Genomic DNA, 23,148 nt, shown 5'->3' on the forward strand with positions numbered 1-23,148 from the left:
CCCGGCGGCGTCGGCGCCGGATGCCGTTACCCAACCGGAACAACCGGCCGGTAACTCCGGCCGCCCCGGGCGCGACCTTCAGCCGGGGGACGTGGGGCGAGCGGGAGCGGGCGATGGACGGCACGGACCAGCAGCCGCGGCCGTCCGGCCGATGGGTCGGGGTGCGGTTGCACTACCGGCATGTGCGGATGGACGACCGGCCGTGCGCGACCGGCTGCCCGGAGGACGAGCTGACGGTTTCGTATCCGGGGATACTGATCAGCAGCTACGACGACGGCGAACTGGTGGAGGAACGCTGGGTGCCGCTGGGAGCGGACCCGAGCGAGGACGACGACGAGGCCCTGATCGAACAGCTGCGCGCGGCGCTGTGGTGGCAGCTGGGCGAGACTCAGGCGGACAGCTGAAGCACGCCGACGGCCGTGCGGGGAACCCCGCACGGCCGGGTGGCGAACTGTCCACAAGAGACGGACGGTGGCTTCGCCCTACGCTCCTGACCCGGTGACCGCCCGGTCGGCCGCTTCCGTCTTCTCCCGCAGGTCCACGCCCCGGGTTTCCGGCAGCGTGAACACCACCAGCGCGCTGATCACCATCAGCACGATCCCGTAGACGATGAACAGCGACGGATGTCCGTTACCGGCGAACAGCGTCTGCAAGTACGGCGCCGTGCCGCCGAACGCCGCGACCGCGATCGAGTACGGCACTCCGACGCCCACCGCGCGGATGCGGGTCGGGAAGATTTCCGCGTAGACCGCCGGGCCGATGGAGGAGAACCCGGCCATGAAGATCAGCGCGATCGACATCGCCACGAACAGCTGCCACGGCTCGTGCCCGACCATCGCGTTCAGCGGGAAGCTCAGCAGGAGCAGGCCCGCGATCGCGATGAACAACACCGGCTTGCGGCCGATGCGGTCGGACACGATTCCCCACAGCGGCAAGGCGATCAGGAAGACCACGTTCGCGAACACGCCCGCCCACAGCGCGCCGGTCGGCGGGACGCCGCGCACGGTGATCGCGTACGACGGCGCGGCGACGGCCCACATGTAGTAGATGACCGTCGCGCCGACCGTCAAGCCGATGACCTGGGCGAGCAGCTTCGGGTTCTGCTTGATCGTCTGCCAGATCTGGCCCTTTTCCTTCTCCGCGTCCTTCTTCGCCGCCTGGAAGACCTCGGTCTCGCGCATGCGGAGCCGCACGTAGAGCGAGTAGATCCCGAAGACGCCGCCGAGGATGAACGGGATCCGCCAGCCGAAGGAGAGCATCTGCTCGTGGGTCAGCACGCCGGAGAGGACCGCGCCGAGCAGGGTGCCGACGAGGACACCGCAGGTGCCGGAGAAGTAGATCAGGCTCGACCACAGTCCGCGGCGGGCCGGAGGGGCGACCTCGGCGATGTAGGTCTGCGCGGACGGCAGCTCGCCGCCGTGCGCGAGGCCCTGTGCCAGCCGCGCGACCACCAGGATCACCGACGCCCACACGCCGATTTGGCCGTACGTTGGGGAAAGCCCGATGACCAGGCTGCCCGCGGCGGCGATCGCGACGGTCAGCGCCATCGCGAGCTGGCGGCCCTTGCGGTCGGCGATCCAGCCGAACACCCAGCCGCCGATCGGCCGCGCGGCGAACCCGACCGCGAATACCGCGAGCGTGCTCAGCAAAGCCGAAACCGCGCTGTGGGCGTTGAAGAACTGCGCGGCGAAGAACGACGCGAACGTGGCGTAGACGTTCCAGTCGAACCACTCCATCGCGTTGCCGGCACCGAGCCCGAACAGGGTGCGGCGACGGTCTGGGACCACAGAAGTCATCGCAATGCTCCTTCGGCGAACCGGTCGAGACGGCGGACGGCGAGTTCGGCGTAGACGGTGGCGGCGCGGGACAGCACGGACGGGTCGAAATCGGCGTACGGGCTGTGGTTGTTGGGCGCGGTGTCCGGTTCGAGGCCCGGCATCAGCGCGCCGAGGCCGAGGAATGTGCCGGGCACCGCGGCGAGCACGCGGGAGAAGTCCTCGGAACCGGCGACCGGGTTGGGCAGATCGGTGTAGTACTGCTCGCCGATCGTCTCGCGGACGACCTCGGCGCCGAACGCCGTTTCGTCGACATCCGTTACGGTCACTGGATATTCGTTCTCGAACACGACGTCAGCGGTGACGCCGTTCGCCCGCGCGACACCGTCGATCGTCTCGCGGATCGTGGTGTCCAGCAGGGCGGCGGTGTCGTCGGAGAAGCAGCGGACGGTGGCCTCGAACTCGGCGGTCGCGGGGATGACGTTGCGTTTCGTGCCGCCGCGGATGACGCCGACGGTGAGCACCGCCGGGTCGAAGATGTCCAGGCGGCGCGTGATCATCGTCTGCAGCGCGGTGATCATCGCCGCGGCGGCGGAGATCGGGTCCTTGGCACGGTGCGGCATCGACCCGTGGCCGCCTTCGCCGTGCACGGTCACGACCAGCTTGTGCGAGGCCGACATCAGCGTCCCGGGACGGCTCGCGAACTGGCCGCTGGGCAGCATCGACGAGAAGACGTGGAGCCCGTACGCGGCGTCGACGCGTCGGCCGGCGGCGTCGAGCACGCCTTCCTTCAGCATCACGCCCGCGCCGTCCCAGCCTTCTTCGCCGGGCTGGAACATCAGGACGACGTCGCCGTTGATCCGGTCGCGGTGCGTGTGGAGCAGCCGAGCCGCGCCGACCAGCGACGTGGTGTGCAAATCGTGGCCGCACGCGTGCATCGCGCCGTTGGTAGCGGCGAAATCGAGCCCGGTCGCTTCCTGGACCGGGAGCGCGTCCATGTCGGCGCGCAGCAGGACCGTGCGCGGCTGAGCCGAATCCCGGGCGGAGCCTTCGCCGCGGAGCACCGCGGTCACCGACGTCGTGCCGGTTCCGGTGGAGATCTCCAGCCCGAGCCCGTCGAGCTCGCGCAGGACCCGTTCCTGGGTGCGCGGCAGGTCGAGGCCGATCTCGGGCTCGCGGTGCAGTTCCTGGCGCAGCCGCGCCAGGTCGTCCTGCTGGCTGCGGGCGTCTTCGTGGAGGTCCACCGGCTCGGCTCCTCTTCGTCGGGGAACGGCGTCTTGGTGGTCGAGTGTGCGAACTCACGCCTGATATCGCGTTAGAGTTGTCGGAATCGTTCGCGAACCAGCCCTCTGGAGAAAAAACAATGATCGACTCACTGGAGGAGGAAGACTTTTCGCTCATCCATGCACTGCAACTGCGCCCCCGCGCCACCTGGACGCAACTGGCCGCGGCGCTCGACTCCTCCCCGGTGACGCTGGCCCGGCGCTGGGAACGCCTGCGCGACGGGGGAGCGGCGTGGGTGACGGCGTATCCGCACGTGCCCGGGCTGTACCAGGTGCAGGCCGCGTACGTGGAAATCCGCTGCGCGAGCGGCCAGGTACGCGAGCTGATCCGGGAGCTGGCGACGTGGCCTTCGGTGGCCAGCATCGAGGAAGCTTCGCGGGAATACAGCCTGGTGCTGACCGTTTTCGGCCTCGGCCTGCGCGACCTGTCCGCCTTGCTGCTGGACGCGATCCCCAGCCTGCCCGGCGTGCTCAACACCCGCTCGCACCTGGCGTCGCGACTGCATGTTGAAGGCAGCTCCTGGCGAGTAGGCGCGCTGGATCGGCGGCGCGTGCAGGCCCTGTCGCAACTGCCGTCCATCGGCGGCGGGCGGATGGCCAAACTGCAGCCGTGGGAAGAGCCTTACGCGCCTTTGACTGTCGCCTTGGGCGAGGACGGTCGACGCAGCGCCGCGGATCTGGCGCGGATCACCGGACGTCCGGTCTCGACCGTGCGCCGCCAGCTCGGACACCTGCTGAACGCCGATGCTTTGACGTTCCGCTGCGAGATCGCGCAGGGACTGACGCCGTCGCCGATCGTCGTGAACTGGTGGTGCCAGGTGCCGGTCGCCCACGTGTCGACGTGCGTGGATCGCTTGCGCGCCAACCCGACCGTGCGGCAGATGGCGAGTTTGCCCGGGCCGGCGAATCTTTTGGTGACCACGTGGATGCGGTCGATCGAGGAATCGATGCGGATGCAGGAACATCTGGAACAGGACCTCGCGCCGCTGTCGGTGGTGGACTCGGCGCTGATCCTGCGGACGGTCAAGCGAATGGGCTGGCTGCTGGACGATTTGGGGCGCAGCACGGGGTTTGTGGTGACTATGCCCGCTCCGGCTCGGGAGGAGCGCTGAGCGAGCCGGTGAACTCTTGCAGGTGGACGTCGGCGCCGCGGAGCTGACGGAGGAACTCGACGGCGTCGGGCAGCAGGACGCGGCCGGAGACGGTCAGGGCGGCCAGCTGGGGGAGACGGTGGCCGGAGGCCAGGAGACGGGTGAGCTGGTTCGCGTCGAGGGTGAGTACGCGCAGGGTGGGTAGTTGGGCTAGTTGGTCGATCGCCGGGATGTCGAGTCCGGAGATGGCAAGCCGGGTGAGGTTCGGGAGGGTGGCCAGCGGGGTTAGGTCGACGGGGTGGGTGAGGTCGATGAGGGTGAGATCCCACAGGGTCGGATGCCCGGCGAGCGCCTTGAGGTCGGCCTGTTCGGCAGCGATGGTGAGGGATTCCAGGAGCGGCAGGTTCGTCACCGTGGGAGTCACGGTTTTCGCGCCGCGCACGCCGATGTCGCGCAGCGAGCCGAGCGGCTCGAACACGGTCAGGTCGAGGTCGCCCTCGTGGCGGAGGTAGCAGGCCTGGACCAGTTCCGGATGTTCGGCACCGGCGATCGCCTCAGCCGGATCCGCCCGATCGCGAACGCTCTCGGCGGGGTCCCGCACCGGCAGACCGGTAAAGGACGCGTGGACCTCGATCCGGTGATCGCCTTCGTGCAGGGTGTACCGGCCCGCGCGCAGCGCTTTCAAGACCTCCTCGATCATTTCAGCGACCGAGGTGCCGACCAGGCGCGGCGTTTCGGAGAAGTCGCCGTACGCGAGCACTTGGCCCGGCTTCCCCTCGATGTCCGGATCGAGGTCGACAGCGAGATACTCGCCGCCGTGGTTGCCGCCGAAGGTCACCCACCAGTCATTGCGGAACACGCGCTTGAGCCGCCCCGGCGGATCGGCGTCGAACACGGGGCAAGTGTCTTCCAGCGGGCTGTCGAACGAGACTCCGGCGCATGAGCCGGGCAGGCCGTCGTGGTACTCCCTGACCAACGTCTCCAGGGAATCGTGGGCGTAGTAGCTGAGCAGCCCGGTCTCACCGGAATCCTCGCCGACCAACCGGAAAGCGCGCGCAGGTCTTCCGGCAGCCGAACCCCGACCTGAGTTTCCGCCGCGGCGATTTCCTCCTCGCTGGCTCCGGGAGCCCAGTCGGGGGCGTGTCCCGTGATCGCGGTGTATCGCTCGGCGAACTCTCCGACGAGAGCGCCGACTTCCCGCAGTACCGCCGGATCGGTCGGTCTCCCGGTCGGCTCGATGCCCGCTGGTCTCGGCATGCCGGGCACTGGGTGCCCCGGGTAGCGGAAATCCGGGTCGAACACGAAGCGGGCCCGCTCGGTCAGCAGCTCGATGTCGGAGCTGAACGAGAACCGGTAACTGCCGTCCCGGCGCAGCCGCATTTCGTACACTCCATGCGGCAAGTCGGGCGGGAACACCCCGAAGGTGTCGACGTACAGGTTCGGGTCCTCCGGCGGCCCCTCGTCCAGCCACTCCGCGGCCCGTATTCCCCGGCCGTGCCACGATATCTGCAGCACCGCATCCGACCGGCGGCCGCCGACCGCGTTGCGGACCCGTTCTGCCAGAGTCCGCCCGATCTCCCCCAAGTCCACAAGATCAGCCTAGCGAGAAACGCCCGCCGACAGAGGGGATCAAGCACGCAATCCGTCGAACGCCATCTTGCACACCGCGTCCGCCAGTTCCTCCGGGGACGACCCCCGCCGCGGCCGGTACCACTCGATCAGCGAGTTCACCGTGCCGAACAGCAACCGTGCCGCGATCGCCGGGTCGATGTCCGGCCGGACATCGCCTTCCGCCTCGGCCTGCTTGACCAGATCCGTCACCAGATGATCGAACTCGCGCCGCCGCGCCAACGCCGCTCGCTCGGCCTTCGTATTGCCTCGCACCCGCAGCAGCAAAGTTACGAACGGCAGCCGATCCGCCAGCACCAGCACGCTTCCGCGCACCAGGTGTTCCAAGCGGTCGATCGCGCGCCCGTCGAGAGCTTCCGTCGATTCCGCGACCTCGAACAGTCCGTCCAAGGCCCGGCCCACCGCCAGCCGCAGCAGTTCTTCCTTGCTCGGCACGTGGTGGTAGATCGCGGATTTCGTGATGCCGAGCTTGCGCGACAGGTCCTCCATGCTGGTCCCGTCGTAGCCGCGGTCGTTGAAAAGCTTGACCGCGACCTGGAGCAGCGACTCCAGGTCGTAGCCAGGCCGGCCGCGGCGGGCGGGGGCGGTCACGAGCGTTCGTCCAGCACGCGGCGCATTTTACCGAGCGAGCGCTCGAGGGTGTCCGGGTCCACGACTTCCACCGAAACGCTCACGCCGACGCCGTCCTTCACCCCGGCGGCCACCAGCGCGGCGGCAGCGTTCCGGGCTTCGGCGGTCGTCTCGGCGCGGGCTTCGACGCGCACCGTCAGGTGGTCCAGGCGGCCTCGGGTCGAGCGGACCAGCTGGAAGTGCGGGCTCAACCCCTCGGTGCGCAGCACGATTTCCTCGATCTGCGTCGGGAAAACGTTGACCCCGCGCAAAATGATCAGGTCGTCGCTGCGGCCGGTCACCTTCTCCATCCGGCGGAACGCGGGACGCGCGGTGCCGGGAAGCAGGCGGGTCAGGTCGCGGGTGCGGTAGCGGATGATCGGCAGCGCCTGTTTGGTCAGCGACGTGAACAGCAGTTCGCCGCGTTCGCCCTGGGGCAGCACCTGATCGGTGAACGGGTCGATCACCTCGGGGAAGAAGTGGTCCTCCCAGATGTGCAGGCCGTCCTTGGTTTCCGCGCATTCCTGCGCGACGCCGGGGCCCATCACCTCGGACAGGCCGTAGATGTCGACCGCGTCCAGCGCGAACCGTTCCTCGATCTCGGACCGCATCTGCTCGGTCCACGGCTCCGCGCCGAAAATGCCCACCTTCAGCGAACTGGCCCGCGGGTCCACGCCCTGGCGCTCGAACTCGTCGAGCAGCGTCAGCATGTACGACGGCGTGATCATGATGATTTCCGGCTTGAAGTCCGTGATCAGCTGGACCTGCCGGGCGGTCATGCCGCCGGACGCCGGGATCACCGTGCAGCCGAGCTTTTCCGCGCCGTAGTGCGCGCCGAGCCCGCCGGTGAACAGGCCGTAGCCGTACGCGACGTGCACCTTGTGCCCGGGCCGTCCGCCCGCGGCGTGGATCGAGCGCGCCATCACGGTGGCCCACGTGTCCAGGTCCTTCTCGGTGTAGCCGACGACGGTCGGCTTCCCGGTGGTGCCGCTCGACGCGTGCAGCCGGCGGATCTGGTCCTGCGGCACGGCGAACATCCCGAACGGGTAGCTCTCGCGCAGGTCGGCCTTGGTGGTGAAGGGGAACTTCGCCAGGTCGCCCAGTTCGCGGCAGTCGTCGGGGTGCACCCCGGCGTCGTCGAACTTCTTGCGGTACAGCGGGACGTTCTCGTACGCGTGCCGCAGGGTCCACTGCAGCCGTTCGAGCTGGAGTGCGGCCAGCTCGTCGGCGCTGACGTTTTCGGCGAGGGTGGGGGTCACTGTGCTTCCCGGGTCTTCTCGATGACGCGGCTGCGGCCGCGGAATTCGGCGACGACTTCGGGCCCGCCGGGGGTCTCCCGGTGCACCGTGACGTCGTAGATGCCGTTGCGGCCGTAGCGGGTGCGCTCGGCGGCCGTCGCGACGAGGTGGTCGCCCAGTTTTCCGGCGGCGACGAACGAGATCTCCGCGCCCGAGGCGACGGTGACCGGCCCGTGCGTGTTGCAGGCCAGGGCGAAAGCGGTGTCGGCGAGCAGGAACACGTAACCGCCGTGGGCGATGTCGTGCCCGTTGACCATCGTCTCGGTGACCTTCATCGTGGCCACCGCCCTGCCGTCGGCGGCCTCGACGAGTTCGATGCCGAGGGAGCGGGACGCCTCGTCGGTGTCGAACATGGCGTGCGCGGCGTTGCGGGTCACGAGCTAGCCCTCCGGGACGGTGACTTACTGACCGAATGGCCGGTAATCCCGGCTGGAGCCCAGTAAAGGCCGCGACTCCGGCGGTGTCAAGCAATGCGGGGGTTCCGATCAGCCGGGAGAACGGCTATCCTGCGAATTACTGAACGTCCGGTTGGTAATTCGGCGAGAGGGTCGGCATGGTTCTGCTCCGCAGCTACGTCTCCGGGGGATGGCACACGGCGCCAGGCGAGGGCGCCCCGCTGCACGACGCGGCGACCGGGGAGGAAGTGGCCCGGATTTCGTCGGAGGGGATCGACTTCGCCGCGGCGCTCGAGTACGGCCGCGAAGTCGGCGGTCCGGCGCTGCGGAAGTTGACGTTCCATCAGCGGGCCGCGCTGCTGAAGTCGCTCGCTTCGCACCTGCGCGAGCACCGCGAAGAGCTGTACGCGCTGTCGGCGCGCACGGGTGCGACGCTCGGCGACTCGAAGTTCGACATCGACGGCGGCATCGGCGTCCTGTTCAGCTACGGCTCGAAGGGCAAGCGCGAGCTGCCGAACGACACCGTGTACGTCGAGGGCGCGGTCGAGCCGCTGAGCCGCGGCGGCACGTTCGTCGCGCAGCACATCGCGACCCCGCTGCAGGGCGTCGCGATCCAGATCAACGCCTTCAACTTCCCGGTGTGGGGTCCGCTGGAGAAGTTCGCGCCCGCGTTCCTCGCCGGCGTGCCGAGCCTGATCAAGCCGGCCAGCCAGACCGCGTACCTGACCGCGCGGCTCGTGGAGCTGATCGTCGAGTCCGGCATCCTGCCCGAGGGCACGGTGCAGTTCGTCGCGGGCAGCGTCGGCGACCTGCTCGACCACGTCACCGCGCAGGACCTGGTGTCGTTCACCGGTTCCGCGTCCACCGCGCAGAAGCTGCGCGCGCACCCGGCGATCGTGCGGAATTCGGTGCGGTTCAACGCCGAGGCCGACTCGCTGAACTGCTCGATCCTCGCCCCGGACGCCCGGCCGTCGACGCCGGAGTTCGATCTGTTCGTCAAGCAGCTGACCACCGAGATGACGGTGAAGGCGGGCCAGAAGTGCACCGCGATCCGCCGCGCGTTCGTTCCGGCCGAGATGCTGGACGACGTCGCTGAAGCGGTCAGCGCCCGGCTCGCCAAGGTGACGGTCGGCAACCCGAACGCCGAGGGCGTCCGGATGGGCGCGCTGGCCAGCCTGGAGCAGCGTGAAGAAGTACGTCGTTCGCTGAAGGCCCTGCTCGACGCGGGCAGCATCGTCTTCGGCGACCCGGAGCACGTCGACGTCGTGGACGGCGACGAGGCGACCGGCGCGTTCATCTCGCCGATCCTGCTCAAGGCCGACCCGGAGCGCGCCGAGCCGCACGAGGTCGAGGCGTTCGGCCCGGTGTCCACGCTGATGCCGTACACGTCGGTCAAGCAGGTCATCGAGTTCGCCGCACGCGGCGGCGGCAGCCTGGCCGGGTCCGTCGTGACCGGCGACCCGGTGTTCGCCCGCGACATCGTGCTGGGCGTCGCGCCGTATCACGGCCGGCTGCTCGTGCTCGACAGCGAAGACGCGAAGGAATCCACCGGGCACGGTTCGCCGATGCCGCAGCTGGTGCACGGCGGCCCCGGCCGCGCGGGCGGCGGCGAGGAGATGGGCGGCATCCGCGGCGTGCTGCACCACATGCAGCGCACGGCCGTGCAGGCCAGCCCGAGGGTGCTCGGCGCCGTCACCGGCCGGTGGGTCGAGGGCGGTCCGCGCGTCGAAGGCGAGCACCCGTTCCGCAAGTCGCTGGCGGAGCTGAGCATCGGCGACACCGTGGTGGCCGGTCCGCGCGCCGTCACCCGCGCCGACATCGACCACTTCGCCGAGTTCACCGGCGACACCTTCTACGCGCACACCGACGAGGCGGCGGCCGCGGCGAACCCCCTGTTCGGCGGCATCGTGGCGCACGGCTACCTGGTCGTGTCGTTCGCGGCGGGCCTGTTCGTCTCGCCCGAACCGGGTCCGGTGCTGGCCAACTACGGCCTGGAGAACCTGCGCTTCCTCACGCCGGTCAAGGAGGGTGACGCGCTGACGGTCACCCTGACGGCCAAGCAGATTACGCCGCGGATCGACCAGGAGTACGGCGAAGTCCGCTGGGACGCCGACGTCACCAACCAGGACGGCGACTCGGTCGCGAAGTACGACGTGCTCACCCTCGTCTCGAAGGAGCAGCCGTGACCGCTGTGGCAGAGCCGGAATTGGAAGCCCTGTTCGAGCACACCATCGAACGGGACCAGCGCATCGAACCGCGCGACTGGATTCCCGAGGGCTACCGCAAGACGATGATCCGCCAGATCGCGCAGCACGCGCACTCGGAGATCATCGGCATGCAGCCGGAGGGCAACTGGATCACCCGCGCGCCCTCGTTGCGGCGCAAGGCGATCCTGCTCGCGAAGGTGCAGGACGAAGCGGGCCACGGGCTGTACTTGTACTCCGCGGCGGCGACGCTCGGCGCGGACCGCGCGGACCTGACCGACAAGCTCATCACCGGCAGGCAGAAGTACTCGTCGATCTTCAACTACCCGACGCTGACCTTCGCCGACGTCGGCGTGATCGGCTGGCTGGTGGACGGCGCGGCGATCTGCAACCAGGTGCCGCTGTGCCGGTCGTCGTACGGGCCCTACGCGCGGGCGATGATCCGCATCTGCAAGGAGGAGTCCTTCCACCAGCGGCAGGGCTACGAGCTGCTGATGACCATGATGAAGGGCACCCAGCAGCAGCGGGACATGGTGCAGGAGGCGGTGAACCGCTGGTGGTGGCCGTCGCTGATGATGTTCGGCCCGCCGGACGCGGATTCGCCGAACACCGCGCAGTCGATGGCGTGGAAGATCAAGCGGCACACCAACGACGAGCTGCGGCAGCGGTTCGTCGACATGTCCGTGCCGCAGGCCGAGGCGCTCGGCGTGACGTTCCCGGACCCGGAGCTCAAGTGGAACGCCGACCGGGAGCACTACGACTTCGGCGCGGTCGACTGGGACGAGTTCAAGAACGTGCTCAAGGGCAACGGCCCGTGCAACGCGGACCGGATCGCGCACCGCAAGCGCGCACACGACGAAGGCGCCTGGGTCCGGGAAGCCGCGGCGGCGCACGCGGCCAAGAAAGAGGTTTCGGCATGAAGCACGACTGGCCGCTGTACGAGGTTTTCGTCCGCGGGAAGCGGGGACTGAACCACGTCCACGTGGGTTCGCTGCACGCGGCGGACGACGAGATGGCGCTGCACCACGCGCGCGATCTCTACACGCGCCGCAACGAGGGAGTGTCCATCTGGGTCGTTCGCGCCTCGGACATCACCGCGTCGTCGCCGGACGAGAAGGACCCGTTCTTCGCGCCCAGCGGGGACAAGGTGTACCGGCACCCGACGTTCTACGACATTCCCGACAACGTTCCCCACATGTGAGGTCTGGGATGTCTTTCGACAACGTCTACGAAGCGATCACCGAAGACAACGACGCCCGGTGGGCCTTCGGCACCGGGTTCGCCGATCCGCTGTCCGGAGTGGACACCTCAGTTCCGTCCGGAGTGGACGGTGCGCAACTCGCCGCCTACTGCTTGATGCTGGGCGACGACGCGTTGATCTTCTCGCACCGGTTGCAGGAGTGGGTCGCGAGCGCGCCGGAGCTGGAGGACGAGGTCGCGATCGCGAACATCGGCCTCGACCTGCTCGGCCAGGCGCGGTTGCTGCTCGCTCGTTCCGGCAAGGCGGACGGCACGGACCGGTCCGAGGACACGTTCGCGTTCTTGCGCGCGGAGAACGAGTTCCGGAACGTCCGGCTGGCCGAGCTGGGCGGCGGGCACTTCGGGCACCTGATCGCGCAGCTGTTCGTGTTCTCGACTTGGCGGCTCGCGTTGTTCCAGCGGCTGGAGTCCAGTGTGGACCCGGTACTGGCGGCGATCGCGGCCAAGGGCGTGAAGGAATTGGCCTATCACCGGGATTACGCCGCGCAGTGGCTGGTGCGGCTGGGTGACGGGACGCCGTTGTCGCACGAGCGGATGGCCGAGGGGCTGGCCGCGGTGTGGCCGTATGTCGAGGAGCTGTTCTCGACGCATCCGTCCGAGATGGTCGACGCGGCTTCGCTGCGGCCGGAGTTCGACGCTGTGCTGGATCAGGCGTTGGCGGCGGCCACGTTGGAGCGGCCGGAGATCGGCGCTATCGCCGGGGTTTCCGGGCGGATGGGACGCGACGGCGTGCATACCGAGCAGATGGGGTTCCTGCTGGCCGAGCTGCAAAGTGTGGCTCGGGCGATGCCGGGAGCGACGTGGTGACCGCGGTCGCCGTGGCTTCGACGGTCACTGATCCGGAGCTGCCGATGCTCACGCTCGCGGATCTGGGTGTGCTGCGTGAAGTGTCCGAAGAGGACGGTCGGGTGACGGTGTCCATTACGCCGACGTACACCGGCTGCCCGGCGATGGACACGATGCGGGACGACCTGGAGCACGCGTTGCGGGGCGCCGGGTACACCTCGGTTGAGATCCGTACGGTGCTGGAACCGGCTTGGACGTCGGATTGGATCAGCGCGGACGGGCGGCGGAAGCTGGCGGAGGCCGGGATCGCGCCGCCGGGGTCCGCGCCGCGGCGGGCTGCCGGGCCGATTCCGTTGACGTTGGGGCCTTCGGTGCGGCGGGTGGCTTGTCCGCATTGCGGGTCGATGGATACGGAGGAGCAGTCCCGGTTCAGCGCGACTGCGTGCAAAGCGTTGCGGCGGTGCCGGTCTTGCTGGGAGCCGTTCGAACACGTCAAGGAGATTTGAGTGACTGCCACCGTTTCCCGCCGTGCCGGGTTCCATCCGTTGCGGGTGGCTGAGGTCGAGCGGCTTTGTGACGACGCCGTGGCCGTGACGTTCGACGTGCCGGAGGAACTGGCTCCGGTCTACGCGTTCGCGCCTGGGCAGTCGCTGACCTTGCGGCGTCTTGTCGACGGGCGGGACGAGCGGCGGTCGTATTCGATTTGTGCTCCGGCGGGGGAGCGGCCGCGGGTCGGGGTGCGGTTGGTGCCGGACGGGGTGTTCTCGTCGTGGCTGGTCAATGAGGTTCGCGCCGGGGATACGGTTGAGGTCTCCGCGCCGACTGGGTCGTTCACGCCGGATCTCGCTGCTGGCGGGCATCATGTGCTGATCGCTGCCGGGTCCGGGATTACGCCGGTGTTGTCGATTGCGGCCTCGTTGCTGGCTACGCCGGATGCTTCGGTGACTGTGCTTTATGGGAATCGGCGTACTGACACGGTGATGTTCGCGGACGATCTGGCTGATTTGAAGGACCGGTACCCGGCTCGGCTGGAACTTGTGCATGTGTTGTCCCGGGAGCCGCGTGAGGCGGAGTTGTTCACCGGGCGGCTGGATGCGGACAAGCTGCGTGCGCTGTTCGAATCGATTGTGCCGGTTGAGGATGTGGACCATTTCTGGCTGTGCGGGCCGTTCGGGATGGTGACGTCGGCGCAGGATCTGCTTGGGTCGCTGGGGGTTCCTGAGGAGCGGATTCATCAGGAACTGTTCTATGTGGACGATGTGCCGCCGGAGCCGGTCAAGCATGTCGACCCTGCTGTTGCCGGGGCTTCGTCCGAGGTGACGTTGGTGCTGGACGGTCGGTCCACGACGATGAACCTGCCCCGGGAATCGTCGGTGCTGGACGGGGCGCAGCGGTTTCGGCCGGATTTGCCGTTTGCTTGCAAGGGCGGGGTTTGCGGGACCTGCCGGGCTCGGGTGACCGAGGGGGCGGTGGACATGCGGCGGAATTTCGCGTTGGAGAAGGCTGAGGTGGAGGCTGGGTTTGTGCTGACTTGTCAGTCTCATCCGGTTTCTGAGCGGGTTACTGTTGATTTTGATGCTTGAGGGGGCTTACGCCCCCTTCGGGGGTGGGGGTTGCGTGGGGCACCCCGAAGCTTGATTGTGCTGACGGTCGGTGGGTGCTTGTCAAGGCGGGAAAGATGCCTTGACAAGCACCCACCGACCGCAGGGGAGCTTCGTATCGGGGTGCGGGGGAGGTGTGGGTGCCTCGCTCGTTGGGTGCACCGGTGCGGTTTAGTGACGTGAGGGGGACCCTCACGTGCGGTTAGCGGCGTCGGCGGCGTTTTCGCGGAGCGGTTGGGGTGGGGAAGTCGTCTGGTTCTGGGGTTTCTGGCGTTGGCTGGTCGCCTAGGCCTAGCATTTCCGCGGCCAGTTGCTGGGACGAGGCGAAGCGGCCGGTGGGTTTGTCTTTCGCCCTCCGCAGGGCAGAGGGGCGTAGGCGGTTGTAGCCGCGTACTGCGATGGGGCGGCGGGTGCGGAGATCGAACTGCGGCAAGGGTTCCAGTTCCCCGGCCAGTTCTCGGTCGACCAGTACGGTTCCTGGCCTTGCGGCTGAGGTGAGTCGCGCGGCCAGGTTCACTACGGAGCCGTAGACGTCGCCGAAGCGGGACAGGACTCGGCCCGAGGCCATTCCGGCTCGGACTGCGGGGAGGCCGCCGTCTTCGCCGGTGCGTTCGGCTAGCGTCAGGGCGATTTCCGCGCCGTCGGCGGGGGTGTCGGTGACGAACAGGACTTCGTCGCCGATCATTTTCACGACCCGGCCGTGGTGTTCCGCGATGACTTCGGTGGCCAGGGATTCGAAGCCGTCCAGGACTTGGGTCAGCTCTTCCTCATCCGCTTCTCTCGTGAAGCGCGTGTAGCCGACCATGTCGACGAAGCCGACTACCAGGGCGCGCGTTTCCAGGTCCTCGTCGGGGCTGGCGAAGGCGCGGCCGGCGAACGCGGCCAGGTGGCGGCGCCAGACGTAATTCTGCACTTGCTCCAGTTCGGGGAGCAGGCGTTCCACCAGGCGGGTGACCTGCCGGTCGCTGCGGGCCAGTTCCGGGTTTTCGGTGATCAGCGACCACAGCATGTGGACCTGCCACTCGGCCAGCCGGGACAGATGCTGGCCGAGGGCACGGGTCACCGCGACTTCCATGCCGGGCGCGACCAGGCCGGAACTCACCAGGCCGTCGGCGATGCGCATGGCTTCGACGTCGGCGTCGGTGAACACCACCTCGTCGTCTTCGACGGTGGCGAAACCCAGCGCCCGCCACAGCCGCCGCGAGCGTTCTTCGGGTACTCCGGCCCGTTTCGCTACTTCGAGCCGGGTGTAGCGGCGAGGGCCGCCCAGCAGGGCGCGTTCCAGCCGCTGCTGCAGGTCCCGGGAAGGATCGGCCACGGCCTCAGGTGGTGTGCACGATCAGCACGTCGACGCCCGACTTCCGGGCCACCTCCGACGGCACCGAGCCGAGGATCCGCCCAGTCAGGGTGTTGAGGCCGCGGTTGCCGACCACCAGAAGGTCGGCCTCGCGGTCCTTCACGACCTTGCGCAGCATGTCGACCGGCTGACCTTCCAGCGCGACCGTTTCGATGTTCGCGGCGCCGGCCTTCGCCGCGCGGTCCCGTGCGGACTGCAGCGTGTCCTCCGCGGGCGCGGACCCGACTACCTGATAGGCCTCGTCGCCCAGCTCGTCCTGCGCGCGTTCCACGTCTTGGCGGCTGGCCGGGTGGTACGCGCAGACGACGACCAGCGTCGCCCCCGCGTCGGCAGCCACCCCGGCGGCCTTGTCCACCGCGGCGAAGGACGAGTCGGACCCGTCCGTGCCCACCACCACAGTCCGATAGACAGCCATCCACAACCTCCCGGCGAATCGGTCAGCGGGGCGGCGCGGCCCCTTCGCGGGGGAAGGTTACTCGCCAGTCGGTTTTCCCGCCGGGCGCGGTTGCGGCTGCGGCTTGGGCACGTCGGACGTGCGCAGCCGGACGGTCTGCTCGACGTCGCCGCTCGCCGCGGGCTTTCCGCTGTTCGCCGGGGCGTTCTTGCTGCCCTGACCAGCGGATTTCTGCCCGGCCGGAGTGCTGGGCTTGCTGTTCTGCGCACCCGCGTTGCCGCTCGGCTGGGCGCTGCTCGCCTTCGCGCCGCCAGCCGGGGATCCATTCGTGGACTTCGGCCCGGAGCCGTTGGCCGTCTCGGCGGCGGCCTTGATGTCCGCGGGCACCTCGCCGTCCATCTCGCCGAGCACGTGCTGCGCCTCGGCCAGCACGGTGCGCGCCGACCGGACCTGCTCGGCCAGGCTCGCCCGGACCGCGCGCAGGGCCTCGACCCGCTCGTTGGCCTGGGTGATCCGGCGGTTGGACTCGTCGGTGGCGGTGCGGACGCGGCGGCGGGCCTCGTCGGCCGCTTCCGCGAGCCGCGCGTTGGCCTCGGTGATCGAGTCCTGGCGGCGCTTGTTCGCGTCGGCGACCGATTCGCGCTGGCGGCGGTCGATGTCGGCCTTGGCGGCCGTCTCCTCCTCCAGCACCTTCGCCCGGATCGCGGCCGCGTCCTCGGCGGCCTCGCGGACCCGGCGCTCGGCTTCGGCCTTGCTGGCCGCCTCCTGCTCGGCCAGCACGCGCATCGCCTCGGCGCGCCGGGTCGCCATCGCGATCTCGAAGTCTTCCTCGACCTGCGTGCGGCGGGCCTCGGACTCCGCGTCGAGCTTCTTGCGCTCCGCCTCGGCCTCGTCGGTGATCCGCTTGGCCTCGGCGCGCGCGTCCTCGAGCACCTTGCGGTGCTCGGCTTCCATTTCCTTGCGGCGCAGGTCGAGTTCGGTGAGCAGCTGCTCGTACCGGGCGCGCATGGCGCTGGCGTCGGTCTCCGCCTTGGCCCGGATGTGCCCTGCCTCGGCCTCGGCGCGGGCCCGCGTGTCCGCGGCCTCGTCCTGCGCCAGCCGCAGCATCCGCTGGAGGCGTTCGGACAGGCCCTCGACGCTCGTCGGCGGCTGCGCGAGCCGGTCGACCTGACCGCGCAGATCGGCGATCTCGCCGCGCGCGACCTCAAGCTGCCGGGCCAGGTCGCCGGCTTGGGCGATGGCGGCGTCGCGGTCGGCGGTGAGCATCTTCAGGTCGCCGTCGAGCCGTTCCAGGTGCTCGTCGACCTGGGCCCGGCTGTACCCCCGCTTCGCTACGTCGAAGCCGGCTCCCAGCGGCACGAGTTCGCGTTCATCGCCAAGACTCATGACACCACCGTAGTCGCTCCGCGGTCACGGACGGGTGAGCACCCACGGGGTCCGGCCGCTCGTGCGGCGAGCGGCCGGACCGAAGAGGCAGGTGGTCTGCCCTCACGCGCCGCGGAAGGCGTTGATGCCGTCGAGGTGCTTCGCGCGCAGCTCCTCGTCGCGCACGCCGAGTCCTTCTTCCGGGGCGAGCGCGAGCACGCCGACCTTGCCCTGGTGCGCGTTGCGGTGCACGTCAAGGGCGGCCTGGCCGGTTTCCTCGAGCGAGTAGGTCTTCGACAGCGTCGGGTGGATGAGGCCCTTCGCGATCAGCCGGTTCGCCTCCCACGATTCGCGGTAGTTCGCGAAGTGCGAGCCGATGATCCGCTTCAGGTTCATCCACAGGTACCGGTTGTCGTACTGGTGCATGTAGCCCGACGTGGACGCGCAGGTGACGATGGTGCCGCCCTTGCGCGCGGCGTAGACGGACGCGCCGAAGGTCTCGCGGCCCGGGTGCTCGAACACGATGTCCGGGTCCTCGCCGCCGGTCAGCTCGCGGATCTTCGCGCCGAACCGCTGCCATTCCTTCGGGTCCTGCTCGTTCTCGTTCTTCCAGAACTGGTAGCCCTCGGCGGTGCGGTCGATGATCAGCTCCGCGCCCAGCTTCCGGCAGATCTCGGCCTTCTCGGGGCTGGACACGACGCACACCGGGATCGCGCCGCCGTTGAGCGCGTACTGCGTCGCGTACGAGCCGAGGCCGCCGGACGCGCCCCAGATCAGCACGACGTCGCCCTGCTTCATGTCCGCGCCGTTGCGCGACACCAGCTGCCGGTACGCGGTCGAGTTGACCAGCCCGGGGGAGGCGGATTCCTCCCAGGTCAGGTGCGCCGGCTTCGGCATCAGCTGGTTCGCCTTGACCAGCGCGACCTCGGCGAGCCCGCCGAAGTTGGTCTCGAAGCCCCAGATCCGCTGCTCGGTGTCGAGCATCGTGTCGTTGTGCCCGTCCGGGCCTTCCAGCTCGACGTTCAGGCAGTGCGCGACGACCTCGTCGCCGGGCTTCCAGTTGTGCACGCCCGCGCCGGTGCGCAGCACGACGCCGGACAGGTCCGAGCCGACCACGTGGTACGGCAGGTCGTGGCGCTTGGCCAGCGGCGAGAGCTTCCCGTACTTGCGCAGGAACTTGAACGTCGGGATCGGCTCGAAGATCGACGTCCAGACGGTGTTGTAGTTGATCGCGCTGGCCATCACCGCGACCAGCGCCTCGCCGGGGCCGAGTTCAGGCGTCGGGACCTCGTCCACGTGCAGCGAGCGGCGCGGGTCCTTGTCGCGGCTTTCGAGGCCTTCGAACATGTCGACCTCGTCGGCGTGCACGGTGACGCCCCGGTAGCTCTCGGGCACGGGCAGCTCGGCGATCGCGTCGAGGCGGCCGTCGAGGATCGCCTGCTGGATCTCGTCGAGGTGCGTCATCGGGAACCTCCAGGGGTCGGTCGCGGCGCGACTGGACGAAATTACTCGTCGGTAACCGGGGGCCTCACTGTACGAGACAGACACCCCGTACACGAGTCGAAGTGTGACGCACGAATCTTGACCGGCTGGCCAGTCAAGGAGCATAGTCGGCAGTGGGAAATCTCCCTGAACGGCTCTTTTCCGGCGGAGGTGAGCACGAATGAGTGAAGTCTCGACGCGCGCCTGGACGCGGCCCTATGACTGGGCCGAGGTCGTGATTGGTGTTGTCGCCGCTCTTTCACCCCTTTGGCTGAGCACGAACACCACGATGGTGTGGACGATGGTGGTCCTCGGTGCGCTGATCGCGATCGACGGCTTGGTGTCGCTCGCGTCGCCGAGCATGGTTTACGGCGAGGGCGTGCAGATCGTCCTCGGCGCGTTGCTGTTCATCGCGCCGTGGGTGATGGGGTATACGCAATTCAACGGGGCGTCGTGGACGTCCTGGGTCGGCGGTGCGCTGACGATCATCGCCGGCGCGGCCGCGATGCCGGAGGCCAACGCCGCCCACCGGATGGCGGGCCAGCACTGATCGGGGCAGCGGAGCCCTGACGAGGAAGGCGGACATGACCGACGACTCGGCGAAGGAACGGATCCTGTGCGCGGCGGAGGAACTGTTCGCCGAGTCCGGCTTCGAAGCGACCCCGACGTCCCGCATCGCGGAGCGCGCCGGGGTCCCGAAGGGCCTGGTCCACTATTACTTCCGCCGCAAGTCCGACCTGCTGGCCGCTTTGGTCGACCGGCTGCCGGACGAACGCATCGAACCCGCCGCGGTCGTCGTTCCGGGCGACCTGGCGGGTTCGCTGCGCAGGCTGGTCGGCGAACTCGACCGCCGGTTCACCGGTTCGCTGGGGCTGTCGCACCTGCTGTGGCGCGAGGCCGACACCCATCACGTGGTCCGCGACGCGCTGTCCGAACGATTCCAGCAACTGGTCCGCCTGATGCGGTCGGTGATCGTGGCCGCCACCGGCGGACGGCTCCCCGGAGCGGACATCGACAACGCGTCCGGCCTGCTGGCCCGCGCGATCACCCACCGGCACGCGACGGCCCGCCACACCGGCGACGACCGCCCGGCGGAGTTCGACGGCGAGCTGACGTTCGTGGCGAACGCGCTGTCCGCCCGGGCGGCCAAGGGCAAGCCGCCCGCTTCGGCGGTGTGAGGGCGCTCGTGGGTGTTTCTGCCGGTGAGAACCCGGCATCGCCGCTCACGACCAGGACGCCACCGACTTCTCCCGGCCGCGACTTGCCCGGCTCGCTTCGCCCTGGCCCGCGGCGGTCCTGTCGCCGAAGCGCGCTCCGGCCGAGCCCCAATGCCGCATTGGGGTTTTCTCAGTGGCGCGGCGGGCGGCGTTGGTACGGCGAGACGCAGCGCCGGCGGGGCCGCGTTGCTTCTCCGCTCCGGTTGACGTCCGTGAGGGGCACCCTGAGGGAATCAGATTCCGTCAGGGTTCCCCTCACGACCTCCGCACTAGCCCGACCGCGCTCCTTGACCGAGGGCAGCGTCACGCGCCGCGCTCGCGGATGGCTGCGTCCCTCTGGCGGCGGGTGGGTGCGCGGAGAGGTCCGTGAAGGGCTCCTTGAGGGAATCTGATTCCCTCAAGGAGCCCTTCACGGACCTCGGCGGGAGAGGAGCCGCCCGGCGCGCCTAGTCGGCCGACGCCCNGCGGGAGAGGAGCCGCCCGGCGCGCCTAGTCGGCCGACGCCCGCAGCGTCCTGACCAGCATCGCTGCCACGAACCCACCGCATACCGCGCGCTACTGAGAAAACCTCATTGGGTGCGTCGCATGCACCCAATGCCGCATTGGGTACGCGGCTCAGTGCGAGGCGGCGGGCTCCACCAGTTCGACCAAAACCCCGCCAGCGTCCTTCGGGTGCACGAAGTTGACCCGGCTGTTCGACGTCCCGCGCTTGGCCGCGTCGTACAGCAACCGCAGCCCCTGTGCGCGCAGTGCCTCCGCGGCAGCGTCCACATCGGACACTCGCAGTGCGAGCTGCTGCAGGCCCGGGCCGTTGCGGCCGATGAACTTGGCGATCGTCGAATCGTCCCGGGACGGGGCGAGCAGCTGGATCATCGTCTCGGTGCCCGCGGTACCCGGGGCGCGCAGCATCGCCTCGCGCACGCCCTGCTCGTCGTTCACCTCCTCGTGCGCGACCTCCAGGCCGAAGTGGTCGCGGTGGAAGGCGATGGCCGCGTCGAGGTCGGGCACGGCGATGCCGACGTGGTCGATCGCGGTCACGAACGGCTTGAGCACGGATGCGCTGGGCTCGGTGTCCATACCGGGGAGGATAAGCCCCGGCGGGCCTCGCGGAACCCCGCGTGCGCCCCCTCACACTGGCTCCATCAAGACGCGCCGGGAACCCCGCGCAGGCCGTATCGTGGGAACACTGCCAGTGCATCGATGCTTTGGAGGACGTCGTGTCCGGTTCCGTGATCCTGGGCGCTGCCCGTACCCCGATCGGGCGGCTGCTCGGCTCGTTGAAGGACTTCTCGGGAGCCCAGCTGGGCGGGATCGCGATCAAGGCCGCGCTCGAACGCGCCGGCGTCTCCCCGGACCAGGTCCAGTACACGATCATGGGCCAGGTGCTCACCGCGGGCGCGGGCCAGATCCCGGCGCGTCAGGCTGCCGTCGCCGCGGGCATCCCGATGGACGTCCCGGCCCTGACCATCAACAAGGTCTGCCTGTCCGGCCTCGACGCGATCGCGCTCGCCGACCAGCTGATCCGCGCGGGCGAGTTCGACCTCGTCGTCGCGGGCGGCCAGGAGTCGATGACGCAGGCGCCGCACCTGCTGCCGAAGTCGCGCGCCGGGTTCAAGTACGGCGACACCACGCTGGTCGACCACATGGCCTACGACGGCCTGTTCTGCGCGTTCGACCAGGTCGCGATGGGTGTTTCGACGGAGAAGCACAACGGCCGCTACAGCGTCACCCGCGAGCAGCAGGACGCGTTCTCCGCGCGTTCGCACCAGCGGGCCGCGGCGGCGATCGAGGCCGGGTTCTTCCGCGAGGAGATCGCGCCGGTGTCGATTCCGCAGCGCAAGGGCGACCCGGTCGTGTTCTCCACCGACGAGGGCGTGCGCGCCGACACCACCGGCGAGAGCCTGGCGAAGCTGCGTCCGGCGTTCGCCTCGGACGGCACCATCACCGCGGGTTCGGCGTCGCAGATTTCCGACGGCGCGGCCGCGGTGATCGTGGCCAGCCCGGAGAAGGCGGCCGAACTGGGCATCACGCCGCTGGCCGAGATCGGCGCGCACGGCGTCGTCGCCGGTCCGGACGCGAGCCTGCACGAGCAGCCGTCGAACGCCATCCGCGCCGCGCTGAAGAAGGCGAAGCTGGACGTCGGCGACCTGGACCTGGTGGAGATCAACGAGGCGTTCGCCGCGGTCGGCCTGGTGTCGAGCGAGAAGCTCGGGCTGGACGAGTCGAAGGTGAACGTCAACGGCGGCGCGATCGCGCTCGGCCACCCGATCGGCGCTTCCGGTGCGCGGCTGGCCGTGCACCTGGTGCACGAGCTGCGCCGCCGCGGCGGCGGTCTCGGCGCGGCCGCGCTCTGCGGTGGCGGCGGACAGGGCGACGCGCTGCTGATCCGCGTCCCGTCGGCGTAAGTTGGCCGGCCCGGACCTCGATGAGCTGGTCGGCCGCGCGCGGGAAGGACAACCGCGCGCGGTCGCCCGGCTCATTTCTCTTGTCGAGGACTCTTCGCCGCGAGTGGCGGACATCGCCCGTGCTCTGACGCCCTACACCGGGCGCGCTCGCGTCGTCGGGCTCACCGGCCCGCCCGGGGTCGGCAAGTCGACGTCGACGTCCGCGCTGCTCACCGCGTTGCGCGGCGAGGGTTTACGCGTCGGGGTGCTGGCGATCGACCCGTCATCGCCGTTCTCCGGCGGCGCGCTGCTCGGCGACCGGATCCGGATGACCGAGCACGCCACCGATCCCGGCGTGTTCATCCGCTCGATGGCGACCCGGGGCCACCTCGGCGGCCTTTCGTGGGCGACCCCGCAGGCGGTGCGGGTGCTCGACGCCGCCGGGTTCGACGTGGTGCTGATCGAGACTGTCGGGGTTGGACAGTCCGAAGTGGACGTTGTGAAACTGGCCGACACCACGGTGGTCTTGCTGGCCCCGGGAATGGGCGACGGCATCCAGGCGGCGAAAGCCGGGGTGCTGGAGATCGCGGACGTGTTCGTGGTCAACAAAGCCGACCGCGACGGCGCCGACGCGACGGTGCACGACCTCAAGCAGATGATCTCCCTGGCGCGGCGCGAACTGCGCGGACCGAGCTGGCGGCAGCCGATCGTCCGCACGGTGGCGGCGAAGGGCGAGGGCGTCGACGAGGTGGTGTCGGCGTTGCGGACGCACCATGAATGGCTTGTGGCGCACGGGGAACTGGACCGCCGCCGCGCCGCCCGCGCCCGGGAGGAGGTCGCCGCGATCGCGTTGCGGAGGTTGCACGCGGAACTGGCGGACCTCCGGGACGGCGACCGGCTGGGCGACCTGGCGGCACGAGTGGTGGCCCGGGAACTGGACCCGTTCGCGGCGGCGGACCGGTTGATCGCGGAGCTGAAGGGCTAGTGTCCTGCGTCGTAAATTCGTCGCTAGTTAGAC

General features: G+C 69.3%; 23 protein-coding genes. 12 read left to right on the forward strand and 11 right to left on the reverse strand.

From position 1 onward, the window contains the following. Positions 1–113: 113 nt before the first annotated feature. Positions 114–404 (forward strand): hypothetical protein, encoded by a 291-nt coding sequence (locus EIZ45_RS14160; RefSeq protein ID WP_037811929.1) that lies wholly within the window; start codon positions 114–116, stop codon positions 402–404. 78 nt (positions 405–482) lie between these two features. Here the strand turns inward: EIZ45_RS14160 and EIZ45_RS14165 are convergent, their stop codons facing one another. Both EIZ45_RS14165 and EIZ45_RS14170 read right to left on the reverse strand, forming a co-directional pair. Further along, positions 483–1,796: an MFS transporter gene (locus EIZ45_RS14165; RefSeq protein WP_134663201.1), complete on the reverse strand. Its 1,314-nt coding sequence runs from the start codon at positions 1,794–1,796 to the stop codon at positions 483–485. Then, complete coding sequence (locus tag EIZ45_RS14170) at positions 1,793–3,019, reverse strand: M20 family metallopeptidase (RefSeq protein ID WP_037811925.1); 1,227 nt, start codon at positions 3,017–3,019, stop codon at positions 1,793–1,795. Before EIZ45_RS14170 ends, EIZ45_RS14165 begins: the two co-directional genes overlap by 4 nt. A gap of 119 nt (positions 3,020–3,138) precedes the next feature. Between EIZ45_RS14170 and EIZ45_RS14175 the strand changes: the two genes are divergently transcribed. Continuing rightward, the gene (locus EIZ45_RS14175) at positions 3,139–4,170 is read left to right on the forward strand and encodes an Lrp/AsnC family transcriptional regulator (RefSeq protein WP_134663200.1); all 1,032 of its coding nucleotides are present in this window, start codon (positions 3,139–3,141) and stop codon (positions 4,168–4,170) included. Here EIZ45_RS14175 and EIZ45_RS14180 read toward each other — a convergent pair. From EIZ45_RS14180 to paaI, 4 genes are all read right to left on the reverse strand, one after another. Then, the gene (locus EIZ45_RS14180) at positions 4,139–5,191 is read right to left on the reverse strand and encodes an SMI1/KNR4 family protein (RefSeq protein WP_167756434.1); all 1,053 of its coding nucleotides are present in this window, start codon (positions 5,189–5,191) and stop codon (positions 4,139–4,141) included. The genes EIZ45_RS14175 and EIZ45_RS14180 overlap by 32 nt on opposite strands. Before the next feature lie 587 nt (positions 5,192–5,778). Beyond that, the gene (locus EIZ45_RS14190; RefSeq protein ID WP_037811921.1) at positions 5,779–6,369 is read right to left on the reverse strand and encodes a TetR/AcrR family transcriptional regulator; all 591 of its coding nucleotides are present in this window, start codon (positions 6,367–6,369) and stop codon (positions 5,779–5,781) included. Further along, positions 6,366–7,646 carry a phenylacetate--CoA ligase PaaK gene (gene paaK / locus EIZ45_RS14195; RefSeq protein ID WP_134663197.1) on the reverse strand — a complete coding sequence of 427 codons (1,281 nt, stop codon included), beginning with the start codon at positions 7,644–7,646 and terminating at the stop codon, positions 6,366–6,368. The genes EIZ45_RS14190 and paaK overlap by 4 nt, the downstream gene beginning before the upstream one ends. After that, on the reverse strand, positions 7,643–8,038 hold the full coding sequence (gene paaI / locus EIZ45_RS14200) for a hydroxyphenylacetyl-CoA thioesterase PaaI (protein WP_037812143.1): 396 nt from the start codon (positions 8,036–8,038) through the stop codon (positions 7,643–7,645). The genes paaK and paaI overlap by 4 nt, the downstream gene beginning before the upstream one ends. Before the next feature lie 200 nt (positions 8,039–8,238). Between paaI and paaZ the strand changes: the two genes are divergently transcribed. Genes paaZ through paaE form a run of 6 tightly spaced genes read left to right on the forward strand, consistent with a single transcriptional unit; the run spans position 8,239 to position 13,913 of the window. Then, positions 8,239–10,266 (forward strand): phenylacetic acid degradation bifunctional protein PaaZ, encoded by a 2,028-nt coding sequence (gene paaZ, locus EIZ45_RS14205; protein WP_134663196.1) that lies wholly within the window; start codon positions 8,239–8,241, stop codon positions 10,264–10,266. Next, entirely contained in the window at positions 10,263–11,204 is a 942-nt protein-coding gene (paaA, locus tag EIZ45_RS14210) for a 1,2-phenylacetyl-CoA epoxidase subunit PaaA (RefSeq protein WP_043839221.1), read from the forward strand. The genes paaZ and paaA overlap by 4 nt, the downstream gene beginning before the upstream one ends. Next, a complete protein-coding gene (paaB, locus tag EIZ45_RS14215) occupies positions 11,201–11,485 on the forward strand; it encodes a 1,2-phenylacetyl-CoA epoxidase subunit PaaB (protein WP_009073848.1) in 285 nt (94 codons plus the stop codon). Before paaA ends, paaB begins: the two co-directional genes overlap by 4 nt. An 8-nt stretch (positions 11,486–11,493) precedes the next feature. Next, positions 11,494–12,351 carry a 1,2-phenylacetyl-CoA epoxidase subunit PaaC gene (paaC, locus tag EIZ45_RS14220; RefSeq protein WP_134663195.1) on the forward strand — a complete coding sequence of 286 codons (858 nt, stop codon included), beginning with the start codon at positions 11,494–11,496 and terminating at the stop codon, positions 12,349–12,351. Beyond that, positions 12,345–12,836, forward strand: a complete 492-nt coding sequence (gene paaD / locus EIZ45_RS14225; RefSeq protein WP_037811915.1) for a 1,2-phenylacetyl-CoA epoxidase subunit PaaD — start codon at positions 12,345–12,347, stop codon at positions 12,834–12,836. Before paaC ends, paaD begins: the two co-directional genes overlap by 7 nt. Beyond that, a complete protein-coding gene (gene paaE / locus EIZ45_RS14230) occupies positions 12,837–13,913 on the forward strand; it encodes a 1,2-phenylacetyl-CoA epoxidase subunit PaaE (protein ID WP_134663194.1) in 1,077 nt (358 codons plus the stop codon). 220 nt (positions 13,914–14,133) lie between these two features. On the opposite strand, the gene EIZ45_RS14235 is transcribed toward paaE, so the two are convergent. The 4 genes from EIZ45_RS14235 to ccrA form a co-directional block, all read right to left on the reverse strand. Continuing rightward, the gene (locus tag EIZ45_RS14235) at positions 14,134–15,249 is read right to left on the reverse strand and encodes an adenylate/guanylate cyclase domain-containing protein (protein WP_134663193.1); all 1,116 of its coding nucleotides are present in this window, start codon (positions 15,247–15,249) and stop codon (positions 14,134–14,136) included. 4 nt (positions 15,250–15,253) lie between these two features. Further along, entirely contained in the window at positions 15,254–15,703 is a 450-nt protein-coding gene (locus tag EIZ45_RS14240) for a universal stress protein (protein WP_037811913.1), read from the reverse strand. 57 nt (positions 15,704–15,760) lie between these two features. Continuing rightward, positions 15,761–17,041 carry a chromosome segregation protein gene (locus EIZ45_RS14245; protein WP_134663402.1) on the reverse strand — a complete coding sequence of 427 codons (1,281 nt, stop codon included), beginning with the start codon at positions 17,039–17,041 and terminating at the stop codon, positions 15,761–15,763. 129 nt (positions 17,042–17,170) lie between these two features. Beyond that, positions 17,171–18,511, reverse strand: a complete 1,341-nt coding sequence (ccrA, locus tag EIZ45_RS14250; protein WP_037811912.1) for a crotonyl-CoA carboxylase/reductase — start codon at positions 18,509–18,511, stop codon at positions 17,171–17,173. 199 nt (positions 18,512–18,710) lie between these two features. On the opposite strand from ccrA, the gene EIZ45_RS14255 reads away from it, so the two are divergent. Both EIZ45_RS14255 and EIZ45_RS14260 read left to right on the forward strand, forming a co-directional pair. Then, complete coding sequence (locus tag EIZ45_RS14255; protein WP_051173160.1) at positions 18,711–19,079, forward strand: SPW repeat protein; 369 nt, start codon at positions 18,711–18,713, stop codon at positions 19,077–19,079. 34 nt (positions 19,080–19,113) lie between these two features. Beyond that, complete coding sequence (locus tag EIZ45_RS14260; RefSeq protein WP_037811911.1) at positions 19,114–19,707, forward strand: TetR/AcrR family transcriptional regulator; 594 nt, start codon at positions 19,114–19,116, stop codon at positions 19,705–19,707. Between the two features lie 654 nt (positions 19,708–20,361). Here the strand turns inward: EIZ45_RS14260 and mce are convergent. Continuing rightward, the gene (gene mce / locus EIZ45_RS14265) at positions 20,362–20,823 is read right to left on the reverse strand and encodes a methylmalonyl-CoA epimerase (protein ID WP_037811910.1); all 462 of its coding nucleotides are present in this window, start codon (positions 20,821–20,823) and stop codon (positions 20,362–20,364) included. A 140-nt stretch (positions 20,824–20,963) separates the two neighbouring features. On the opposite strand from mce, the gene EIZ45_RS14270 reads away from it, so the two are divergent. Continuing rightward, positions 20,964–22,151, forward strand: coding sequence for an acetyl-CoA C-acetyltransferase (locus EIZ45_RS14270; protein ID WP_037812139.1), 1,188 nt, complete (start codon positions 20,964–20,966; stop codon positions 22,149–22,151). Between the two features lies 1 nt (position 22,152). Continuing rightward, complete coding sequence (meaB, locus tag EIZ45_RS14275) at positions 22,153–23,115, forward strand: methylmalonyl Co-A mutase-associated GTPase MeaB (RefSeq protein WP_037811909.1); 963 nt, start codon at positions 22,153–22,155, stop codon at positions 23,113–23,115. Positions 23,116–23,148: the final 33 nt, after the last annotated feature.

The sequence above is a fragment of the Amycolatopsis sp. CFH S0740 genome (assembly GCF_004522315.1).
GTDB lineage: Bacteria > Actinomycetota > Actinomycetes > Mycobacteriales > Pseudonocardiaceae > Amycolatopsis > Amycolatopsis nivea.

What these genes read in the sequence shown, in the direction of transcription:
- paaZ (WP_134663196.1), top strand. Translation starts at nt 8,239, where the DNA reads ATGGTTCTGCTCCGCAGCTACGTCTCCGGGGGATGGCACACGGCGCCA.
- EIZ45_RS14240 (WP_037811913.1), bottom strand. Translation starts at nt 15,703, where the DNA reads ATGGCTGTCTATCGGACTGTGGTGGTGGGCACGGACGGGTCCGACTCG.
- EIZ45_RS14175 (WP_134663200.1), top strand. Translation starts at nt 3,139, where the DNA reads ATGATCGACTCACTGGAGGAGGAAGACTTTTCGCTCATCCATGCACTG.
- paaB (WP_009073848.1), top strand. Translation starts at nt 11,201, where the DNA reads ATGAAGCACGACTGGCCGCTGTACGAGGTTTTCGTCCGCGGGAAGCGG.
- mce (WP_037811910.1), bottom strand. Translation starts at nt 20,823, where the DNA reads ATGGACACCGAGCCCAGCGCATCCGTGCTCAAGCCGTTCGTGACCGCG.
- paaI (WP_037812143.1), bottom strand. Translation starts at nt 8,038, where the DNA reads ATGTTCGACACCGACGAGGCGTCCCGCTCCCTCGGCATCGAACTCGTC.
- EIZ45_RS14165 (WP_134663201.1), bottom strand. Translation starts at nt 1,796, where the DNA reads ATGACTTCTGTGGTCCCAGACCGTCGCCGCACCCTGTTCGGGCTCGGT.
- paaC (WP_134663195.1), top strand. Translation starts at nt 11,494, where the DNA reads ATGTCTTTCGACAACGTCTACGAAGCGATCACCGAAGACAACGACGCC.
- EIZ45_RS14255 (WP_051173160.1), top strand. Translation starts at nt 18,711, where the DNA reads ATGAGTGAAGTCTCGACGCGCGCCTGGACGCGGCCCTATGACTGGGCC.
- ccrA (WP_037811912.1), bottom strand. Translation starts at nt 18,511, where the DNA reads ATGACGCACCTCGACGAGATCCAGCAGGCGATCCTCGACGGCCGCCTC.
- EIZ45_RS14260 (WP_037811911.1), top strand. Translation starts at nt 19,114, where the DNA reads ATGACCGACGACTCGGCGAAGGAACGGATCCTGTGCGCGGCGGAGGAA.
- EIZ45_RS14160 (WP_037811929.1), top strand. Translation starts at nt 114, where the DNA reads ATGGACGGCACGGACCAGCAGCCGCGGCCGTCCGGCCGATGGGTCGGG.